The organism is Candidatus Deianiraea vastatrix, from assembly GCF_007993655.1.
Lineage (GTDB): Bacteria > Pseudomonadota > Alphaproteobacteria > Rickettsiales > Deianiraeaceae > Deianiraea > Deianiraea vastatrix.
In genome coordinates this window covers 539063-559216 of sequence record NZ_CP029077.1, presented here as the reverse complement: position 1 = coordinate 559216, position 20154 = coordinate 539063, and the positions used below count along the sequence as shown (strand labels likewise).

Here is a 20154-nt window from a genome sequence, read left to right as displayed (position 1 = left end):
TAAGTATCACTTTCAATGACTTGAATATGTAAAAAAATAATTTTCAAGAAATATCTTTATTTTTACTTGATTTATATTTTTTTAGTTTTTTCATCTAGTATGAATTCATATTTAATAGTTATTTTATGCGTGGAATAATCTTAAAAAAAGCAGGCGATCCGACTAATTTAGTTGAAAAAGAAATAGATCAACCAAAAACTATGGGTAAAGATGATGTATGCGTTAAACATACATATGTAGGGGTTAATTTTGACGATATATTGGTTCGTAGGGGGCTTAGTGAATTAAAAAATGATGAGAAAAATCCTGTTATTGGACTTGAAGGGGTTGGAACGATAGTAAAAGTTGGTAGTAGTGTGACTAAATTTAAAGTTGGACAAAGAGTTGGATATGCCTTTGCAAATCTTGGTGCATATTGTCAAATGAGAGTTTTGAATGCAAATTATTGTGTTGGAATTCCAGATGAAATATCTGATGAGTCTGCATGTGCAATTCTTAGAAAAGGATTGGCGGCACATACTATGTTGTTTCGAACTCATATTCCCAGAAAAAATCATATTATAATGGTAACTGGAGCTGGAAGTGGAGTTGGGCAAATTATAGCAAGGTGGGCAAAATATTCTGGTATAAAAGTCATTGGTGTTGTTGGCAGTGATTCTAAAAAAGATTCCGCAATGTCTGCTGGATGTGATATTGTTGTAAACTATAAAAATGAACAAGAAGCTCTTGATAAAGTTGAGCAATTTACTGATAAATTTGGTGTTAATTCCGTATATGATGCAATAGGAAAGGATACTTTTAATTTTTGCATAAAAAGTTTGCATGTTTTTGGAACGTATATTTCATTTGGTAATGCTTCTGGAAATATTACATCATTTGAGCCAAATATACTGGATGCAAAGTCATTATTTTTTACAAGGCCAAGATTTGAGCTTTATAAAAGTAACAGAAATGAGCTTGTTTTATCGGCTCATGAGCTGTTTGATGCTTTTAAAAAAGGTGCAATATTGACAAATATTAGTCGTTATAATTTTAGTGCAATTCCAAATGCTCACGCTGATATAGAGGCAAAAAGAATTACTGGTTGTGTTGTTGCAAGTGTTAGTTAGAATATGATTAAAGAGATATTAAGGAAAATTTTTGTAAATATTAAAGTCTTTGCAAAATCCGATATTGGTATAAAAATTACGGCAATATTGATAAAACTTTATAAATTCTTGCATTTAAGACTTGTTGTTACTTTGTGCGTTATATACTTTGTTTTAAATGCTGTAATAGTAAATACACTTTTTAAATCAATTGAAAAAAATGTTAATACAGAAAGCGTTTTATCAAAAGTGCAAAATGCTATCAAAGAAGGCAAGGAGACTGTATTAACAATTACGAAAGTTATAAAAGCAATTGGTATAGACAACATGCCTGTTCATGTAAATACAAAATTAAGCAATGAATCAGGTGGTACTATTATTGTTGTAAAGAGGGAGGATAAACCAACTCAAGATTTTTTAAAAAATGGTCGATTTATACCATTGTGTGGCGCAAATATTAACGCAAACATTGAGGCTTTTAATGGAAAAGGTGAGAGTTTTTTCAAATCGGATATTGATTTTAAATTAGGAGATTTTACTTTGCCGCTTGGTCTTGAAAAAGCCATGCATAAGATGACAACGAAATTTCAATATGACGCAATTATTCCTATTAGTGAGCTATTTTTTCTAAACAAACCATCACAGGAAATAGAAAATTTAAAGCCTAAGATAAATAGTGAGCTTGTTTCGTATTCTATTATTTTTAATGAAATAGATAAATCTTTTCAAATTGGCGACTTTGAGCCAAGAATATTTTACATTGCAAGAGGTTTTGGTGAAAATGTTGTTTGTAATTCATCAATACAGGCAAGAATAAGGGTTACAAATCTTGATGGCAGTGTTTTTGTTCCAGAATTTGAACACACAATTAATATAGGCGAGGGTTATATACCATACGGTCTTGAGCATATTATGATGAGGCTTAGAGCTGGCGATAAAATATCGGTAATGCTTAATAAAGATTGGCTAAAAGAAGATAAAAAAGTTAAACATAAACTTACATTTTTATCTAATAAGCAGGATTATTTGATATTTGATATAGGCATCATGGATGTAAAGCAACCAATGATTTTATTTAATGCTGTTAAAACAGATCAGGAAAAAAATAGAATAGATTTAAAAAGAATTGCTGAATCTGCAAAAAGATCGTCGTCAAATTAAATATTAAAATTAATACTATTTTGAGTTTCTGCAACAATTACTTCTTTGTCAAGTTTATCTATTAATATTGCATTTCCATTTGTTGCAATTTTTAAAAATGTATATATATTATTCATATATTCACATTTTTCACCTATTTTATATGCTATATTGTTAATATTTTGTATAATATTATTTAATTGATTAAGATTTATTGCGTTGTAAATATTTTCAGATATTTCCTTTGCAAGATCTTGGAAATTTATTTCTTTTTTACATATATTTTTTATATTTACCGTTTTATATTCAGATATATCTGGGTTTGCAACAAGATTAATTCCTATACCAAATATGCAATATTTATTATTGCCGTAGTTTTCAATTGTTGTTATTATTCCGCCAAGTTTTCCATCGTTTAACATTAAATCGTTTGGCCATTTGATTTTTACATCGATGTTATATTTTTCTAATACATTTGCAACAATATATCCACAAATAATGGAATACGGATAAGGTAATTCATCAATTTTTACAATAAAAGACATTGCAAGATTTCCCTTGCTATGATGCCAAGCATTATTTTTTCTACCAAAGCCAGATGTTTGATTTTGTGTATATATTAATGTATTTTTGCTAATTTTTCCGTCTTGTAGCATTTGTTTTGCAAGCGTTTGCGTGCTATTAATTTCATCATGAAATATAATATCCATATTATAGCTTCTTGTTTAATTCATTATATAATATTTCCTTTGATTTTTCAACCGCTGGTTGATTGTATGGATTGACATTAAAAAAATGACATGCTATTATTGTTTCAATCATGCTATATGCCATTATTTCAAATATAAATGATATTTTTGGATCGTATTCTACGATACGAACGGGTAAGTTTTTCATTACCATTGACTGATATGTTCCATAAAAAGATGCATGTATTATTTCGTCAATTGAATTATTTTTAATATAATCTATATTGCAATCATCAAATAAATTCCAGTCTAAACTTACCTCATTTTTCTTTGCGTGATTTGCAAAAATTGTAAATATTTTATCTTTTGGTCCGTCAAGAAAAAGTTGCAATTTACTGTGTTGATCGATTGGTCCAAGTGCAGCCGATGGCATAGTTCCAATATTTTCTTTTCCAAGGCTTTCAGACCAAATTTGTATGTACCAATCTATAAAAAATGACAATCTAGAATCGTATGTCATTAAAATATTTGACGAGCATTTTTGTTCAACGCTATTGAGTGATAGATTTATATTATCGATAAATTGTTCGTTATTTATTAATGTATTTATATACTTTGTTAGATTTGAGAAAATATCTTTTATATTAATTCCACATAAAATGCTAATTAAATTTGAATTATTTGAAAAACATGAAAATCTTCCAGATATATCTGCGCTCCATGGAAGTATTGAAATATTGTTTTTATGTGCAATTTTTCCCATTTCGCTATTGTTATTTTGAGTAATTAAGAGGCAATGTTTTGAAATATTTACAGAAGATTTACTAAGATGATTTATTATATAGCACATTTGAGTTAATGTTTCTATCGTTTTGCCAGATTTGCTTATGAAAATGAAAAAGGCATCTTTTGGCAATGAATTTGTGTCAAAATTGCTGGTTAAATTATCTAAAAAATGAATTGAACGATCCAGCTTTAGTTCATATTTCGCATATTCATATATAGCTCTTGCTGCAAGAATTGATCCACCTATGCCAACAATAACGATATTTTGTGCACCAGATGTCAATATATTATTTGCAGCCTTGGTTACAAGATTAAGAGATTCCTGATTGTTTATTGTATCTATTATTTCCTGCCATTTTTTATCATTTAGTAGTATATCAATCACCCTTTCTTTAGTTATAAGGTTTTTGTTTTTTATAAAGCCACAACTAGCAATTTTCATATAATTATACACATCTATTACGAAATATAATTTCACCGTTATTTATAATAGTCAAGATTTTTTATTATATCATAAACATTAGTGTAAAAAACTGTTGATTCTTAAAAATATTTAAATAGAATTACATGATTTTCTTATTGCTATGTTTAAAATATATACTATGATAATGAAATTAAGACTTAGGAGATGTAAAAAAGTTGGAGTGGATGAATATGAAAATCAATATTTTGTAGATAAAAAAACAGGTTCTAGATTTTGCTTATATTACGGGATTCCAGAGGCTAGCAAGGTTCCAGCTGAGTGGCATGCTTGGTTACATAATGCGTCTTCAGAAATTCCTACAAATCAAAAAAAGTTCAATTGGCAAATTAATCATATTCCAAATTCTTCTGGTACTAAATTTGCATATACCCAACTAAATAGCATAAGAAGTGCTATTTCAAATGGAGTTTTTTTGGTTGTAAAAAAATATAAATCCTGGATGTAAAAGGTTTTTCTTTTATTGTTTGAAAAAATTTAATTTTATATAAATAAAACTTGAAAAATAAATAAATAATGTTACAGATGGGTTAACTTGTGTTTTTTGTTATATCCAGTAAAGTAAAAATTAATATATCTTATAAGATAAATAATCAGATTGTAGCAAAGAGTGTTCGTGTTATTGACTCAGATGGCAATGCACTTGGCATATTATCTCGTGAAGAGGCTTTGTTAAAGGCTGGGGAATTTAAGCTTGATTTGATTGAAATATCTCCAAATTCAGAGCCACCTGTTTGCAAGATAGCAAATTTTGGTAAAATGCGTTACGAATTGCAAAAAAAAGAGATTGAAAAGAGAAAAAATACTAAAAAAGTTGACACCAAAGAAATACGCATTGGTGTAAATATTGGCGAGCATGACTATAATGTTAAACTAAATCATGCGAAAAAATTTATCGAAGATGGAGATAAAGTGAAATTTGTTATGCTTCTTCGTGGCAGACAAAATCATCACAAAGATATAGGTATTGAAATGTTTGGAAAAATAAAAATCGATATGCAGGAATGTGCAAAGATTGATTCAGATATTTCAAGTATGGGTAATCAAATTTTTATGTGTTTTTCTGCTAAAACCTGATGTTTTTAAGAGCTATTTTTTTAACATTTCTTATTTCAAGTACAGCATTTGCCGAGGATGTCTCTCAGGAAGCTAAGAAAAATGATGCTATCGCTAAAGAGAAAATTGCAGATATTGTTGGTAGTGCAATATCATCCAATGCAAATCAAAAACAAGATCAAACCAATGTTGGTGGCGAATTAAATGAAAAAGTGCAAAACAAGGTTGATTCAAACGATCCAAAGGAATTATTTAAAGAAATTGATGCTAGAAAAAATCAAAATGAATTTCAATCAAAAAAGCGCTCCAGGGCTAATTTGCCAAGTGGAACTGTTTTAGATAATACCAAAGAAAAGGCTTCCATTTTAAAACGGATTCTTGATGACGCATATAATAGTTTAAATACAGGAAATATTGAGGCCGCTCTTGAGTATTATAAAGAGGCGTCTGTTAAGTCTCAGAAAAATATAGATGCACTTTTTGGTATTGCGACTTGCTATCAGCTTCTTGGGCAAAATGACGAAGCAACAAAGCGGTATATGGATGTATTAAACGTTGATAGCGAGTATTATCCGGCAAAGAATAATGTTATTACGTTAATATCGGCGAAATCTCCAAAAGATGCAATATCGGAATTAAAGAAGATAAATGAAAAATATCCAAATAACGCCTTTATTTTAGCGCAAATTGGAACTATATATAGCTTTATGGATGAGTACGATGATGCAATTTTTTATCTTGGTAAATCGATTGAAATAGAGCCATCAAATGCCTTATATGTATACAATATGGCAATTACTATGGATAAAATTGGTAAATATAAAGATGCATATTTGTATTATGAGCAAACTTTAGCAACAATGTCGTCAAACACTTTACTTGAAAAGAAGCCAATTGTAAAAAGAATGGAATATATTAGAAATAAGAGTTAGATTTTGATATGTTGATTTGCGTTACAAGTTTTATAATATTTTATTTTATAAGCAGACTAATGCCGCATATTGTAACTTGTTTTGTTGCAGATAAATACTATTTTTTTTATCAGGATCAGAGATTTTCAATGAAATGGTTGTTTGCCAAATTGGTTGAAATTGTTAAAAATAATAGACAAAGCGTCATTGGTAATATTTTATTACTCTGTGGATGTGGGGCGTTTTTACTTTCAAAATATTTATTAAAAGAAAGCAATGTTTTTTCTGCTATAGAGGGTATTATATTGATATTAATTATTGCAAGTTGCATTATGGATGTAAAAACTATGTCAATAGATTATTTTCTTAGCTATATTATATGTGCATTGCTTTTGCTGAATGTAACTTTGTCCTCCAGTATAACTTTTGAGAGAGTTCTTTTTGCTGGAATTGGTATATTTATTTTATGTACAACTATTTTTATATATGAAAAATGTGCAAAAAAAGAGATTATAGGCGGAGCTGACATTGATTTTTTTATTGGAATGTTTGTATATTTTAATTACTCAAAATTAATATTATTTTTTCTATTTAGCTTGATATTTGGGTTAATTACCAATTTACTAATTAAGAGATTTTCAGTTAATCGTTCAAGCTTGAAATCTGGATTTCCATTTTTACCTGGAATTTCTGTTGCATTTTATTTTATTAGATATTTACCTTGTTTGGATAATGTTGTTTTCGATATATTTTAAAAAAATGAAAACTTGTGCTATTTTTTTACATTTCTTGTTACTCTTCTTATGTGCATGCAGAGAGGTTGATCTCGGTGTAAATCATGATAGAAATATAGGTTTTACTCGTACTGAGTATGAAAATAGCTTTGGAAGAGATGCCTTGACAAAAGATCAAAAGTTACAAAAAGAACCACCTATACCACGGCTTTCAAAAATTGTTGCAATGCCTAGTAATCCTAAGTTAAATGAAGAAAAACTGATAAGTATATCTGCAAATGAAGATATACCAATAGTTGATTTATTACTTGAAATAGGCAGAATAGCTGGTATTGACATTGTAATTGATAAGAGAATAGAGGGTGAGACTTTTATTGAGATGCAAAATCGTCCATTGTTTGAAGTTTTAGATAGAATAGCTGAGGTTGCGGATTTAAGATATACAAAGCAAATGGGTACTATCATTTTTGAATACGACGACCCCTATTTAGTAACATACGATGTTAACTTTCTAAATATAAATCGTAGTAACTCATCGTCAATGAGTGTTAGTAGTTCAGTTTTATCAAGTGGTGGTGGTGCTGGTGGAAACTCAACTGCCTCGCTCAGCTCAAATACACCCGATACATTCTGGCAAGACATGACATCAAATATAACTCAGATTTTACAAAGTGCACAATCAATTTCGCAGCAAAAAAGATTTCAAGTTTCATCAACATCGGGTAATTCATCAAGTAGCAGTTCGTCTTCTGGCGGAACACCTGTGATAAGTGGAGGGCAAATTGGTCTTAATAAATCAACTGGCATGGTGTCTATATTTACTAGTTCCAAAGGTCATACAAAAGTTAAGCAATATTTAGATCAATTACAAAAGAAAGCTACTGCACAGGTTTTAATTGAGGTCAAATTGGTTGAAGTTATTCTAAACAGAGATTTTCAAACAGGAGTTGATTTAAATTACATCACCTCATCTGGGAATAAGGTTGGCACAAATGGGCTTTCACAAATTTCCGCTCCAACATTTTCGTCGTCATTTACAACAACTGCTGGAACTTTAACAAATGCTGTTAATTTACTTAGTTCTTTTGGAACAACGCGGGTTTTGCATAGTCCTAGAACTATGGCGATAAACAACCAATCAACAATAATGACTTTTGCAGATAATCAGGTTTATTTTGATATCTCGGTTTCTGCAACATCGCCCGTTGTAAGTGGTACTGGTCAAACTGTGGTTGGGTCAAATGTTAATGTTACAAGCTCAAAACAAACTATCCCAGTTGGGGTTATTTTAATTATTCAGCCATCAATTGATATTGAAAAAAACGAAGTAATGTTAAGTGTTAAGCCTACTATGTCACGCATTAAGACTACTGTTCAGGACCCTGGATTTACATTTAGTGTTCAGCAGGCAAAGGCAACTGGGGTTCCAACGAACTCAATTCCAGTTACTGAAGTTCGCGAAATGGATCAAATTGTATATCTAAAATCTGGTGAAATTATGCTAATGGGTGGATTTACCGAAAGATATATCGATACACAGGAAAAAGGAATTCCATTTTTAAGTCGAATACCATTAATCGGCTTTTTATTTTCAAGAAGGTCTGAAACTGTTGAAATGAAGGAAATTGTAATTTTAATAAAAGCTACTGTTATGTCTGATAAGAAAGAAGTTGATGAATATGATAAATACTTATTTAAAACTTTTGCAAACGACCCGCGTGAATTTAATTTTTGATAGATTTTATGGCAAGATTTGAAACTAAAGTTTTAATAATTGGCTCAGGCCCTGCTGGATATACAGCTGGAATTTACACATCACGCGCAAATTTAAAGACTATCTTGGTAACTGGTGAGCAGCCAGGTGGTCAGCTTACAATTACAACTGATGTTGAAAATTATCCTGGTTTTGAAAAGGGAGTTCAAGGACCCGAGCTTATGGAAATAATGCAAAAACAGGCCGAGCATTGCGGCGTGAAAGTTGATTTTGACTTCATTACAGAGGTTGATTTTGCAAATCGTCCATTCGTGTGCAAAAGTGCAAATGGCAATGAATATGTTGCAGATAGCATAATTATTGCAACGGGAGCGCAGGCAAAATGGCTTGGCCTCGGCAGTGAAAATGAATTTAAGGGCTATGGAGTCTCTGGCTGTGCAACTTGTGATGGTTTTTTTTATCGCGGCAAAACTGTGTGCGTTGTTGGTGGGGGAAACACGGCAGTGGAAGAGGCTATTTACCTTACAAAACATGCAAAAAAAGTTTATTTAATTCACAGAAAAGATAAGCTAAGAGCTGAGAAAATAATGCAAGATAGGCTTTTTGCAAATGAAAAAATTGAAGTAAAATGGAATAGGCAAATTCTTGAAATATGTGGGCAAAAAGATCCACTAAAGTTTGTTGAAAAAGTGATTTTAGGCGATGAAAATGGCAATAAAATTGAAGAAATTGCACTAGATGGCGTATTTATTGCAATAGGCCATAGGCCAAATACCTCGATTTTTAATGGAAAAATCGCACTCGATGACGAAGGCTATATTATAACTGAAAAAGGCTCGACAAAAACATCTATAGCTGGTGTTTTTGCTGCAGGTGACGTTCAAGATAAGGTTTATCGTCAGGCTATAACTGCAGCTGGAACTGGTTGTATGGCGGCACTTGAGGCACAACATTTTCTTGATAATTAATGATATTGAGATCTTTGTAAATTGAATTTCTCTTTAGGATTATTTTTTATCTTTATTGTTGTTTTTTATATTTTTATCGGAGTATTCTACTAAGAGTATTTTGTATCAAGATGAATTTAATGAAAAACCCAAAGGTTGTATTTCCATTTTTAATGGCTTTATCTATGGGCACAATAATGTCAGGAGTTATGACGTTTATTAATCGTGGATTTGTGTTTCCGGATTTCTTCTTTTTTTGGTTAAGAGGTTTTTTAACTGCCTTTCCAACGGCATTTTGTGTAGCATTTTTTCTTGCTCCAAAAGTTAGATTACTGACTGAAAAAATATGTAAAATCAATTAATCTTGCGATTCATTTGATGAATATTCTCTGTATTCCAAGATTTCTTTCATTATAATAACATGCTCTAGTTCTTGCTTGATGCTTTTTATTTTATTAAAATCAGCTTCGTGGAGAAAACTGGACGCCTCTATACTTGAGATTGTCGATATTGCATTTGAATACTCAAGATCTTGAATTTGCTTTCTTAAAATGTAAAGAGATTGCATAAATTTATGTCTATTTTGTATGTCTTCAGCAAAATCTGTTTTTTTGAAGATGTATATATGTTTTCGTATTTTAAGCTTTTCCTTTTTTTGTATGTTTGTTTGTAAATTTTTCATAATATTGTCTATTAATTCTGACATTTTATTAGAACCCTTGAGGGATAAAAATTTATTTGCTGTAATTTCTTCATTAACACTGCAGTTAAAATTTTTACATATAACATCAAAATTTGCAGATACATCTCCGCCAGATATTATTTTTGAATAAAAATCTGAGATATATTTTGCAAGAATTTTTACATTTGTGCATGAGTCTTCTTTTGTTGCGTAAGGAGTTTCACCGTCTTTATCGTCTGCGTTGTACCATTTGTCGATTGTATGTTTTAAATTTTGATTTGCTGTATAAAATAAAAATCCAAGACTTACGCATATAATTAGTATTATTAAAATTACCAATTTGGATGCAGATTTAATCATGTTTAGTATTTTTTTTATACAACTTAAAGTAAAATTAATCATATATTAAAACAAATCCGATTCTTTAATTCTAACTTCTTTTGGAATGTGGAATTCTATATTTTCCATGGTTCCATTAACCTCTTTAATGCTTGCATTATAATTATCAACTAAATATTTTATTAAATTTTGAATCAATATTTCTGGAGATGATGCACCCGATGTAACAGCGACATTTTTCTTATCTTTAAGCCAATTTGGATCAATTTCTTCATGAGAATTTATTAGATAAGATGGTATTTTTGCACAAGTTCCAAGGTCTTGCAGGCGTCTGGAATTTGAGCTTTTTTGAGAGCCAAGTACAAGTAAAATATCTGCACTATGAATAATCTTTTTAAGAGCATCCTGTCTATTTTGGGTTGCATAGCAAATATCGGATTCATCTTGTGCAATTATATTTGGAAATTTTGCTTTAAGTTTGGCAATAATGTTTATTGTTTGGTCAACGCTCAAGGTGGTTTGGGTTATGTATGCTAAGTTATCGGAATAAAAATCAAGGTTGTCAACATCGTTTTCGTTTTCAACGATAAATACTTTTGAGTCAACTCTACCTATTGTTCCTATTACCTCTGGGTGACCTTTGTGTCCAATTAAAATTATTGTTTTTCCACTTTCTTCGTGTTTCATTGCAACTCTATGGACTTTTTTTACAAGAGGGCAGGTTGCATCTATTATAGTAAGATTTTTCTGCTTTGCCTGCTCTTCAACATCTTTTGATACACCGTGGGCTGAAAATATTACAACAGAGTTTTCCGGAATTTCGTTTATTGATTTAACAAATTTAACACCTTTTTTAGTGAAATAATTTACAACATACTCATTATGAACGATTTCATGTTTTACAAAAATATTTGTTTTATATTTTTCAATTGCACCTTCTACTATTCCAACAGCTCTTTTAACACCTGCGCAAAAGCCTCTAGGGGAGATTAAAAAAACATTCATATTGTATTTTTTGTTTCACGATAAAGAATAAAATTTACAATGCAAGTAAAATTTAATCAATTGTGTGTTTGGTAAATTAGTTTTTTATCTGCGCCTGCTGCAGTTCAAGCAGTAAATCTCGAAGCTCCCTTGCTTTTTCAAATTCAAGATTATCAGCGTGTTTACGCATATCTTTTTTAATTTGCGCCATGAGTTTTTCAAGGTCTTTTTGTGAAATATTTGATGTATCAACGCTTTTTTCATCTTTAAATACCTCATTTTTAGTCAAGATGTCATTAAACGGATTTGCCATGCTTTTAACTATCGTAGTTGGTGTTATGCCGTGTTTTTCATTGTGATCCATTTGAATTTTACGCCGCCTTTCGGTTTCTTTTGTCGCTTTGTCAATTGATTTTGTGATTTTATCTGCGTACAAAATTACACGCCCTTCGGAGTTTCGTGCTGCGCGTCCAATTAGTTGAATAAGTGAAGTTTCAGAGCGTAAAAAGCCTTCTTTATCTGCGTCCATTATGGCAACTAGTCCACATTCTGGAATGTCTATCCCTTCACGAAGTAGGTTTACGCCAATTAGTATATTAAATGTTCCCTTGCGAAAGTTATGAAGAATGGAAATTCGCTCTAGTGTGTCTACTTCAGAGTGAACATACATAGCTTTTAATCCCATTTCATTTAGATATTCATTGAGTTTTTCAGCCATTTTTTTTGTAAGGGTTACAATAATTACACGCAAGCTTTTTGCAATGATTTTCTTGGATTCATTTATTATATCATCAACTTGGTTTTCAGTTGGGCGAATTTCGCAAACTGGGTCAAGCAGTCCAGTTGGGCGGATAATTTGCGATACAACCTCACCTTTTGCTTCTTTTACCTCAAATTCACTTGGAGTTGCCGAAACATATATAGTTTGCGGCTTGATTTTATACCATTCGTCAAAAGTAAGTGGGCGATTATCAAGCGCGGATGGAAGGCGAAATCCGTGGTCAACTAAATTTAGCTTTCGAGAGCGATCTCCAGCGTACATGGCACTTACCTGTGGCACGGAAACATGGCTTTCATCAACTATTAGCAAGGCATCATTTGGCAAATATTCAAACAGGGTAGGGGGCGGGCTTCCGGCTTGCCTTCCGGTTAGATAACGAGAGTAATTTTCAATTCCCTTGCAATGCCCAATTTCAGTCATCATTTCAACATCGTATTTTGTTCTTTGGCGAATGCGTTCGGCTGCTACGAAATTTCCTTCATGTGTAAAGGTTTTAAACACTTCTTCCATCTCATCTAAAATCTTTTGTGTGCAAGATTTAATTACCTCAATTGGCGTTGCATAGTGGCTATTTGGATAAATTCGAACGCTTTCAAGGGGTGAAATTTTTTGTGCGGTAAGGCCATCTATTTCAAATATACCGTCTATTTCATCGCCAAAATATTCAATTCTAATAGCAGTTTTTTCAAGATAAGATGGAAATATTTCAACAACATCTCCACGAACACGGAATTTTCCACGCGAAAAATCAACATTATTTCGTTCATATTGCAATTTTACTAAAGACATTAAAAGCTGCTCCATTTTATATGTCATGCCTTTTGAAAGCTCGATAATCATTCGCCCATAGACATCTGGAGAGCCAATACCGTAAAGGCTTGAAACGGAAGAAACTACGATTACATCACGCCTTTCAAGTAAAGATCTTGTCGCAGAGTGTCGAAGGCGTTCAATATCATCATTGGTTGCCGAGTCTTTTTCAATGTAGGTGTCGGATTTTGGAAGATATGCCTCTGGTTGGTAATAATCATAATAAGAGACGAAATATTCCACGGCATTTTCAGGAAAAAACTCTTTCATTTCAGAGTAAAGTTGTGCAGCTAGGGTCTTATTGTGTGCCATCATTATTACTGGGCGGTTTAATTTTTGTATTACATTTGCAATTGTAAATGTCTTTCCACTGCCGGTTACGCCAAGTAAAACCTGACTTTTTTTACCATTTTGCACGCCGTCTAAAAGCTCAGATATAGCGGTAATTTGATCTCCTGCTGGGCTATAGGCAGACTTTAACTTAAAACAATTATCCAAAATTTTTAATAATATAAGTGATCCAAGTTAAAGTCTAATAAAATAAATGTCAAATTATTTTATCTTTGTTTTTTTAGTCAATTTCCTCTGCCCATGTTTCCGCGACCTCTTCCTCGGCCACGGTTTTGTATATTATTTGGGAGTTGTTGATTATTTCCACCTCTTCCACGACCACCACCTTGTTGTTGCTGCTGTTGTAAGACTTGGAATTGGGGTTGCACTTGTTGCTGCTGTTGAATTGGTTGCTCTTGTTCCTTTCGTTCTTCCCGTTCTTCTATTATTCTTAGTATGTTTGGATTGTTTAACATGCCTTCAGCATCATGAACACCTATTTCTTCGTATTTAAATTCAAAGCCATCATTACGTACTCCATGAGCAAACAATGTAGCAGCGAGTAGTTGTTCATTTTGCAAAAAATTTCCTATAGCATTTAAAGCATTTTGCCTTTCTTGTTCGCGTTGATTGTTGTCTTGATTGTTGTTGTCCATATCATAAAAATAAAATATTAAATCATTATAACACATTTTTTGTCAACCGTCAAGTGTTTTTAAAAATAGTAAAAACCCTTGCATTTAATATTTTAATTTATAAAATGAGTAAATTCTCTTTATTTATGCAGGTTTGCACAAGTAGTAAAAATTATGAAATATTGTTTGTCGGTGGGGAGACATATCAAAGTATAGGGGCGAAAATTTTGTCACACTTTAATGCAAAAAGCTATATAATTTTAACCGAAAAAAACATTCCAAGTGAGTATTATAACGGAATTTATCATTATCTTGAGGCAAATGGTGCAAATATTCATTTAATAAAACTTGATTCAATTGGAGAGAAAAACAAGGATTTTAAAGTGCTTACCAAAGTTTCAAAAAGTATTTTCGAAAATGTTACCTTGACTAGAAACTCCGTTTTAATTGCAATTGGTGGGGGTGTGATTGGCGATCTTGGTGGCTTTCTTGCGTCAATTTTGATGCGTGGAATAAGATTTGTTCAAATGCCAACTACACTTCTTGCCATGACAGATAGTAGTATTGGTGGAAAAACCGGAATTAACGCTTTTGGATATAAGAATGTAATTGGGGCGTTTTATCAGCCGGACATGGTTATTTGCAATGCAAACTATTTAAAAACCTTGCCATATGAAGAGTATATTTCTGGATATGCCGAGATACTAAAACATGCGATACTTACAAAAGAACATGTTGATTTTTTACCGGATTTACTTAAAAATGAGCATAAAATTGCCTCTCGAGATATGAGGTTTTTAACGGGTATTATTAAGATTTCATGCCAGATTAAGGCAAATATCGTTTCGCGCGATGAGCGTGAGCAAAATGGAGTTCGTGCATTTTTAAACTTTGGACACACAATAGCGCACGCAGTTGAGAAATTAAAAGAGCTCGATGGGCGGATTTTACACGGGCATGCCGTTGCAATTGGAATGATAGCAGAGTTAAAGCTTGCATATAAACTTGGGTATTTTAAAGATTATGAGCTAATTTCAATCCTTGAAACGCATTTTGAAAATATCAAACTTCCTGCAAGGCTTGAGCAGTTGATTGAGGTAAATAGCAGGGTTTATAGGCAAATTCTTGCAAAAGTGACGCTTGATAAGAAAAATCACAGAAATATTGGCGAAGATATTATGATTTCTTTTGCAATTCCAAAAAAGATTGGGGCTATGGAAAATATAAGAATAAGCCTTTCATCGCTTAAAAAATTACTTTCGGATATACTATAATGCGTTACTTACTTGCTTTAATTTTGACACTTTTTTTCGCAAATTATGCAATTGCTGGCAAGAATTATTTTTCGGTTTTGGTAAAAGGATCGCCGCGTGTTATGGCAATTGTTTATGGTGATGAGATAATTTTTCAAAATTTGCTAAATAAAAGATATGTTTATACCATTCCAAAAGACGGAAATTATACTCTTGATAATGGACAAAGAATTGCGGTAAAAAATGGCGTTATTACTGCCTCTCAAGAGCTTAAATATGACCTGCTTTATGCACTCGGTGTTTCAAAAAGTAATGCGTTTTTTAATCAAGATAATCAAGAATGTAATAAGCTTAAGTTTAAAGTGGCAAGAAATTTATTGGCAAGAGACTGCAATCCAGTATTTCATCAATATCAAATGATACCATTATTTCCAGATTTTATAAGGCTTATAGTAACAAGTACGGAAGATGTTTTTGTGGATAAAAATTGCCCCATAATATCAAATAATGTTGATGAATTGCTCGCAATTGAGGCAAAAACAGATGATGCAATAATACAAGAGCAGTCTTTGCAGTCGCAAAAAGATTACGGAGAAAGGGGTTTAAATTCAAAAGAAGCAAGTGAATTAAAAGATGCAAAGAAGCAAATAAAAAGATTAAAGCCATGGGAATTTGGTTTAAATGATAGAAGTATTATATTAAACAGCACTCCAAACAATTCTGAGCTAAAAGATGAAAAAACTGCATTTTATATAACATATTTCAATGACATTGGGTGTATTCCTTATAAGGCTATAAAGCTTGCATCATGTGAAGAATACAACAATTATGCAAAGGTTTTTATGGAAAACTACTTGATTGTCAGTGAATTTAATGATATAAAAGATGATCAAGATTATAAAATATTTGATTTATCATACAGTAATGTTTCAAATTATACAACTGCTCAAAGTCAAAAATGGAAAAATTATATATCTGAATGTCAAATGAAGGATGCGCAAATTAATGGTAGATAGTAATTGATGCGATGTTTATTTCAAGTTTAGGAAATATACAGCTGAAACAAAATAAAGAACCACTATAAGAGATATGTTAATGAATTGATTGCCGTATTTTGCAACAAATTTAAGACTACATTTTGTTCCAATAATTCCAGATATTATGGTAATTAAAGCAACATCGATATAAAACATTTGCTTGTAGGCAAAGACAAGGACTGATATAACATTTGCAACGAATGTAACATGGCGAGAAACTATTGATGCCTCTTTTAAGCCCATTCCAATTAGCATGCTTGCAAAAAATATGACAAATGTAGCGCCACCTGGCCCGAAAAAGCCTATATAGAAAAAGATTATGCTTAAAAAGCCGTAAAAGAAAATTTTATTTGATATTCGGCGTTTTGTAAATTTTTTTGGATCGAAAAAAATTGTCTTATAAAACGCCATAAGCAGGGTTAAAAACGGCAGCATTTTGTCCATAAAATCACCAGAGACACGCTGTGCAAGTATTGACCCAATGAATGAGGCTGAAAGCCAGAGAATTACGCCATATGGGAAGAGGAATCTGATAAATTTTTTAGCAGCTGTCGAGTTTTGTTTTCTGTATCTTGACATTGCATAAAATGCACTTGCAAAGCTAAACCACTTCATGGTTCCAATTGCGCGCATGGTTGGAAGATTTAAAAAATTCATGCCGATTAGGTATATAAAACCATCACTTCCTGCCGCGTTTCCTATGAAAGATGCCGCAAAACCAACGAATGCCACGAGAAATATTTGCCAAAAATCAAGATTTTGCATGAAGAATAAATGGGTCATATTTGCATTAAAATAAGATTAATGCGCAAATTTTGACAAGACATATATAAAACGAAGGTTTTCTATATTATACACAATTTTTAATTATTGTCAAGGTGTGTTTGAATATATTTTGGATTTTATAGCACGTAAGATGTTAATTGCATTTTAGATGTAGGATGTAAAGATTAATACTGCTTTTTGGATTTTTTTGTTGTATTTGTGAAGATTTGTCTTAAAATCTGATTATTGCAAATATAGCGGCTGTGATTATTGGGGCTTGAGCTAGGGCTTGATTTATTTTTTAGTCAATAATTTTTTCAATTTCTTTTTATAAAGCACCAGTTCTGAAGATTTTTTCCCACGAACCTTTTGCCACTTTTCTAAACATTTAATAATATCTTTATAGTTATCAATTAATTCATCTGTTGGTATTAGTTTGTGATAAAGATTGATAAATGTTTTAAATTCATCTAATGCATGGAAAAGATTATTATAATCATTTTCGCTTTCCAATTCATTAATAGCATTATCAAGATTTCTTTTTAGCCTTGTAAATTCATTATAATCTAACTTTTCGCTTTCCAATTCATTATAATCTAACTTTTTTCTGGAGAAAACATTGAAATTAATATTAATTTTCTTAATATTCATTGCAAAGATTGAGCCAATCGTAATTATTGAACCAATTTGAACAACATTATTTATTACTATTTCCTTGATTTGTAGTAGAAGGTTCATTTTTTGGACTAGACGGTTTGGATTCACTTGGCTTTGGTTGATTTATTATCTTTTCAAACTTTAAATCAACTTTATTTCTAAATTCCTCACTTTCTTTAATCTCAACCCACTGATTACCATTATTCTTATTTTTGTTATCATCACTCATATATTTATTTAAAGATTACATATTTTCTTTTGCCCCATCCCCACAAAATTTGCGGGGATGTAAAGCAAGTTTGGCAAGGACGCTTAATAATCCATACCGCCCATTCCACCTGGCATTCCGCCGTGGCTATGACCTCCTGCGCCGCAAGCTTCTTTCTTTGGAGCCTCTATTACAACGCATTCAGTAGTTAGGAATAATCCAGCAACTGAGCCAGCGTTTTGAATAGCAGTTCTTGAAACTTTAGCAGGGTCAACAATACCGGCTTTTAACATGTCTGTATATTCACCAGTTTGTGCGTTGAAACCGAAAGTTTTTGAAGATTGCTCAAGCAATTTTCCAGCAACAACAGCGCCGTCGAAACCTGCATTTTCAGCAATTTGACGAACTGGAGCTTGAAGTGCACGAGCAACGATTTTAATACCAGCATTTTGGTCTTCGTTTTGCCCTTTTACGCTTTCAAGTTTTTTAGATGCGTATAAAAGCGCAATTCCACCGCCTGCAACGATACCTTCTTCAAGTGCAGCGCGAGTTGCGTGAAGTGCGTCTTCAACTCTGTCTTTTTTCTCTTTTACTTCAACTTCAGTTGATCCGCCAACGCGTAAGATTGCAACACCGCCAGATAATTTTGCAAGTCTTTCTTGCATTTTTTCTTTATCGTAGTCAGAAGTTGAGTCAGCCATTTGCTTTTCAATTTGCTTACATCTTGCATCAATTGCTTTCTTTTCGCCGCTTCCGTCAACAATTGTTGTATTGTCTTTATCAACGATTACTCTTTTTGCACGTCCAAGTTGCTCGATGGTAAGTGATTCAAGCTTTATTCCAAGCTCTTCAGCAACTAATTCGCCACCTGTTAAAATTGCAATATCTTCAAGCATAGCCTTTCTTCTGTCGCCAAAGCCTGGAGCTTTTACAGCGCAGATTTTAAGACCGCCACGAAGTCTATTTACAACCAAAGTAGCAAGGGCTTCACCTTCAACATCTTCAGCAATTATTAACAATGCTTTACCAGATTGAACAACTTTTTCAAGAACCGGAAGGATTGGTTGAATTGTAGAGATTTTTTTGTCGAAAATCAAAATATATGGATTTTCAAGTTCGCAAGTCATTTTTTCAGAATTTGTCGCAAAGTATGGAGATAAATAACCTCTATCAAAAGTCATACCTTCAACAACATCAACTTCAAATTCAGTTCCCTTACCTTCTTCGACTGTAATTGGGCTTTTGTGTCCAACTTTTTCGATTGCTTGTGCAATTTTTGAGCCGATTTCGCTATCAGAATTTGCTGAAATTGTTGCAACTTGAGCAGTTTCTTCAGATGAAGAAATTTTCTTTGCAGATGATTTAATTTCATCAACTATAACAGATACCGCAAGGTCAATACCACGCTTTAAATCCATTGGATTCATTCCAGCTGTAACATATTTATTACCTTCGCGAACGATAGCTTGCGCAAGAACTGTTGCAGTTGTTGTTCCATCGCCTGCATTATCACCAGTTTTGCTTGCAACTTGTTTAATTAATTGCACACCAAGGTTTTGAATCTTGTCTTCAAGCTCAATTTCCTTTGCAACCGAAACTCCATCTTTTGTAATCTTTGGAGAGCCAAAAGATTTTTCAATTACAACATTTCTTCCTTTTGGACCAAGGGTAACTTTCACCGCATCAGCCAAAATATCTATACCTTGTATCATTTTAACTCTTGCTTCAGAGCCGTGTTTTACATCTTTACTTGCCATAAAAATAAATCAAAAAATATTAAAAATTACTCAATAATAGCCAGAACATCAGATTCTTTCATAACCAAAAGATCTTCATTTCCAACTTTAACTTCCGTTCCAGACCATTTTGCAAAAAGGACTTTATCTCCTTCTTTAATTGACATAGGAATTACTTCGCCTTTGTCGTTTCTGCGTCCAGGACCAGCACAAATAACTTGCCCTTGCATAGGCTTTTCTTTTGCAGTATCAGGAATAATTATTCCACCTGCTGTTTTTTCTTCAGATTCTAGTCTGCGAACTAGCAATCTATCTTCTGTTGGTTTTACTTTCATAACAAAATCATATGTTCAAATGTTATATATTCACATTTTAGATAATTTCAAGGGGT

Annotated in this window: 22 protein-coding genes; 11 read left to right on the top strand and 11 right to left on the bottom strand. The window is 32.2% G+C overall.

Annotated elements, in window-relative coordinates; translation table 11 throughout:
* Positions 1–125 precede the first annotated feature (125 nt).
* Together deia_RS02680 and deia_RS02675 are read left to right on the top strand one after the other, a co-directional pair.
* Complete coding sequence (locus deia_RS02680; RefSeq protein ID WP_146820624.1) at positions 126–1109, top strand: zinc-binding dehydrogenase; 984 nt, start codon at positions 126–128, stop codon at positions 1107–1109.
* Between the two features lie 3 nt (positions 1110–1112).
* Positions 1113–2249 (top strand): hypothetical protein, encoded by a 1137-nt coding sequence (locus tag deia_RS02675; RefSeq protein ID WP_146820623.1) that lies wholly within the window; start codon positions 1113–1115, stop codon positions 2247–2249.
* Here deia_RS02675 and deia_RS02670 read toward each other — a convergent pair.
* Positions 2246–2938, bottom strand: coding sequence for a biotin--[acetyl-CoA-carboxylase] ligase (locus deia_RS02670; RefSeq protein ID WP_146820622.1), 693 nt, complete (start codon positions 2936–2938; stop codon positions 2246–2248). The two genes, deia_RS02675 and deia_RS02670, sit on opposite strands and share 4 nt — an antisense overlap.
* Position 2939: 1 nt before the next feature.
* Positions 2940–4145, bottom strand: a complete 1206-nt coding sequence (locus tag deia_RS02665; protein ID WP_146820621.1) for a hypothetical protein — start codon at positions 4143–4145, stop codon at positions 2940–2942.
* A gap of 166 nt (positions 4146–4311) precedes the next feature.
* Between deia_RS02665 and deia_RS02660 the strand changes: the two genes are divergently transcribed.
* The 7 genes from deia_RS02660 (at position 4312) to deia_RS02630 (ending at position 9908) form a co-directional block, all read left to right on the top strand.
* Positions 4312–4632: an NADH-ubiquinone oxidoreductase subunit NDUFA12 family protein gene (locus deia_RS02660; RefSeq protein ID WP_161982823.1), complete on the top strand. Its 321-nt coding sequence runs from the start codon at positions 4312–4314 to the stop codon at positions 4630–4632.
* Between the two features lie 89 nt (positions 4633–4721).
* Positions 4722–5261 (top strand): translation initiation factor IF-3, encoded by a 540-nt coding sequence (gene infC / locus deia_RS02655; protein ID WP_146820619.1) that lies wholly within the window; start codon positions 4722–4724, stop codon positions 5259–5261.
* Positions 5261–6172 (top strand): tetratricopeptide repeat protein, encoded by a 912-nt coding sequence (locus deia_RS02650; protein WP_146820618.1) that lies wholly within the window; start codon positions 5261–5263, stop codon positions 6170–6172. Before infC ends, deia_RS02650 begins: the two co-directional genes overlap by 1 nt.
* Positions 6173–6180: 8 nt before the next feature.
* A complete protein-coding gene (locus deia_RS02645; RefSeq protein WP_146820617.1) occupies positions 6181–6906 on the top strand; it encodes a prepilin peptidase in 726 nt (241 codons plus the stop codon).
* Between the two features lie 4 nt (positions 6907–6910).
* Positions 6911–8620 carry a type II secretion system protein GspD gene (locus deia_RS02640; RefSeq protein WP_161982822.1) on the top strand — a complete coding sequence of 570 codons (1710 nt, stop codon included), beginning with the start codon at positions 6911–6913 and terminating at the stop codon, positions 8618–8620.
* Positions 8621–8628: 8 nt separating this feature from the next.
* Positions 8629–9567: a thioredoxin-disulfide reductase gene (gene trxB, locus deia_RS02635; protein WP_146820615.1), complete on the top strand. Its 939-nt coding sequence runs from the start codon at positions 8629–8631 to the stop codon at positions 9565–9567.
* A 110-nt stretch (positions 9568–9677) separates the two neighbouring features.
* Positions 9678–9908, top strand: coding sequence for a DUF2798 domain-containing protein (locus tag deia_RS02630; RefSeq protein WP_146820614.1), 231 nt, complete (start codon positions 9678–9680; stop codon positions 9906–9908).
* Here deia_RS02630 and deia_RS02625 read toward each other — a convergent pair.
* From deia_RS02625 to deia_RS02610, 4 genes are all read right to left on the bottom strand, one after another.
* Positions 9905–10630 (bottom strand): hypothetical protein, encoded by a 726-nt coding sequence (locus tag deia_RS02625; protein ID WP_146820613.1) that lies wholly within the window; start codon positions 10628–10630, stop codon positions 9905–9907. The two genes, deia_RS02630 and deia_RS02625, sit on opposite strands and share 4 nt — an antisense overlap.
* A gap of 3 nt (positions 10631–10633) precedes the next feature.
* A complete protein-coding gene (gene ispH, locus deia_RS02620; protein WP_146820612.1) occupies positions 10634–11572 on the bottom strand; it encodes a 4-hydroxy-3-methylbut-2-enyl diphosphate reductase in 939 nt (312 codons plus the stop codon).
* Positions 11573–11648: 76 nt separating this feature from the next.
* Positions 11649–13640 (bottom strand): excinuclease ABC subunit UvrB, encoded by a 1992-nt coding sequence (uvrB, locus tag deia_RS02615; RefSeq protein WP_146820611.1) that lies wholly within the window; start codon positions 13638–13640, stop codon positions 11649–11651.
* A 77-nt stretch (positions 13641–13717) separates the two neighbouring features.
* Entirely contained in the window at positions 13718–14023 is a 306-nt protein-coding gene (locus tag deia_RS02610) for a hypothetical protein (RefSeq protein ID WP_222912642.1), read from the bottom strand.
* 209 nt (positions 14024–14232) lie between these two features.
* On the opposite strand from deia_RS02610, the gene aroB reads away from it, so the two are divergent.
* Together aroB and deia_RS02600 are read left to right on the top strand one after the other, a co-directional pair.
* Entirely contained in the window at positions 14233–15381 is a 1149-nt protein-coding gene (aroB, locus tag deia_RS02605) for a 3-dehydroquinate synthase (protein ID WP_146820609.1), read from the top strand.
* Positions 15381–16376, top strand: a complete 996-nt coding sequence (locus deia_RS02600) for a hypothetical protein (protein ID WP_146820608.1) — start codon at positions 15381–15383, stop codon at positions 16374–16376. Before aroB ends, deia_RS02600 begins: the two co-directional genes overlap by 1 nt.
* A gap of 15 nt (positions 16377–16391) precedes the next feature.
* Here the strand turns inward: deia_RS02600 and deia_RS02595 are convergent, their stop codons facing one another.
* The 5 genes from deia_RS02595 to deia_RS02575 form a co-directional block, all read right to left on the bottom strand.
* Positions 16392–17180 (bottom strand): sulfite exporter TauE/SafE family protein, encoded by a 789-nt coding sequence (locus tag deia_RS02595; RefSeq protein WP_146820607.1) that lies wholly within the window; start codon positions 17178–17180, stop codon positions 16392–16394.
* Positions 17181–17456: 276 nt separating this feature from the next.
* Complete coding sequence (locus deia_RS02590; protein WP_146820606.1) at positions 17457–17900, bottom strand: hypothetical protein; 444 nt, start codon at positions 17898–17900, stop codon at positions 17457–17459.
* On the bottom strand, positions 17860–18048 hold the full coding sequence (locus tag deia_RS02585) for a hypothetical protein (protein WP_146820605.1): 189 nt from the start codon (positions 18046–18048) through the stop codon (positions 17860–17862). Before deia_RS02585 ends, deia_RS02590 begins: the two co-directional genes overlap by 41 nt.
* Before the next feature lie 83 nt (positions 18049–18131).
* The gene (gene groL / locus deia_RS02580; protein WP_146820604.1) at positions 18132–19784 is read right to left on the bottom strand and encodes a chaperonin GroEL; all 1653 of its coding nucleotides are present in this window, start codon (positions 19782–19784) and stop codon (positions 18132–18134) included.
* Between the two features lie 26 nt (positions 19785–19810).
* Positions 19811–20098, bottom strand: coding sequence for a co-chaperone GroES (locus deia_RS02575; protein WP_146820603.1), 288 nt, complete (start codon positions 20096–20098; stop codon positions 19811–19813).
* Positions 20099–20154 lie beyond the last annotated feature (56 nt).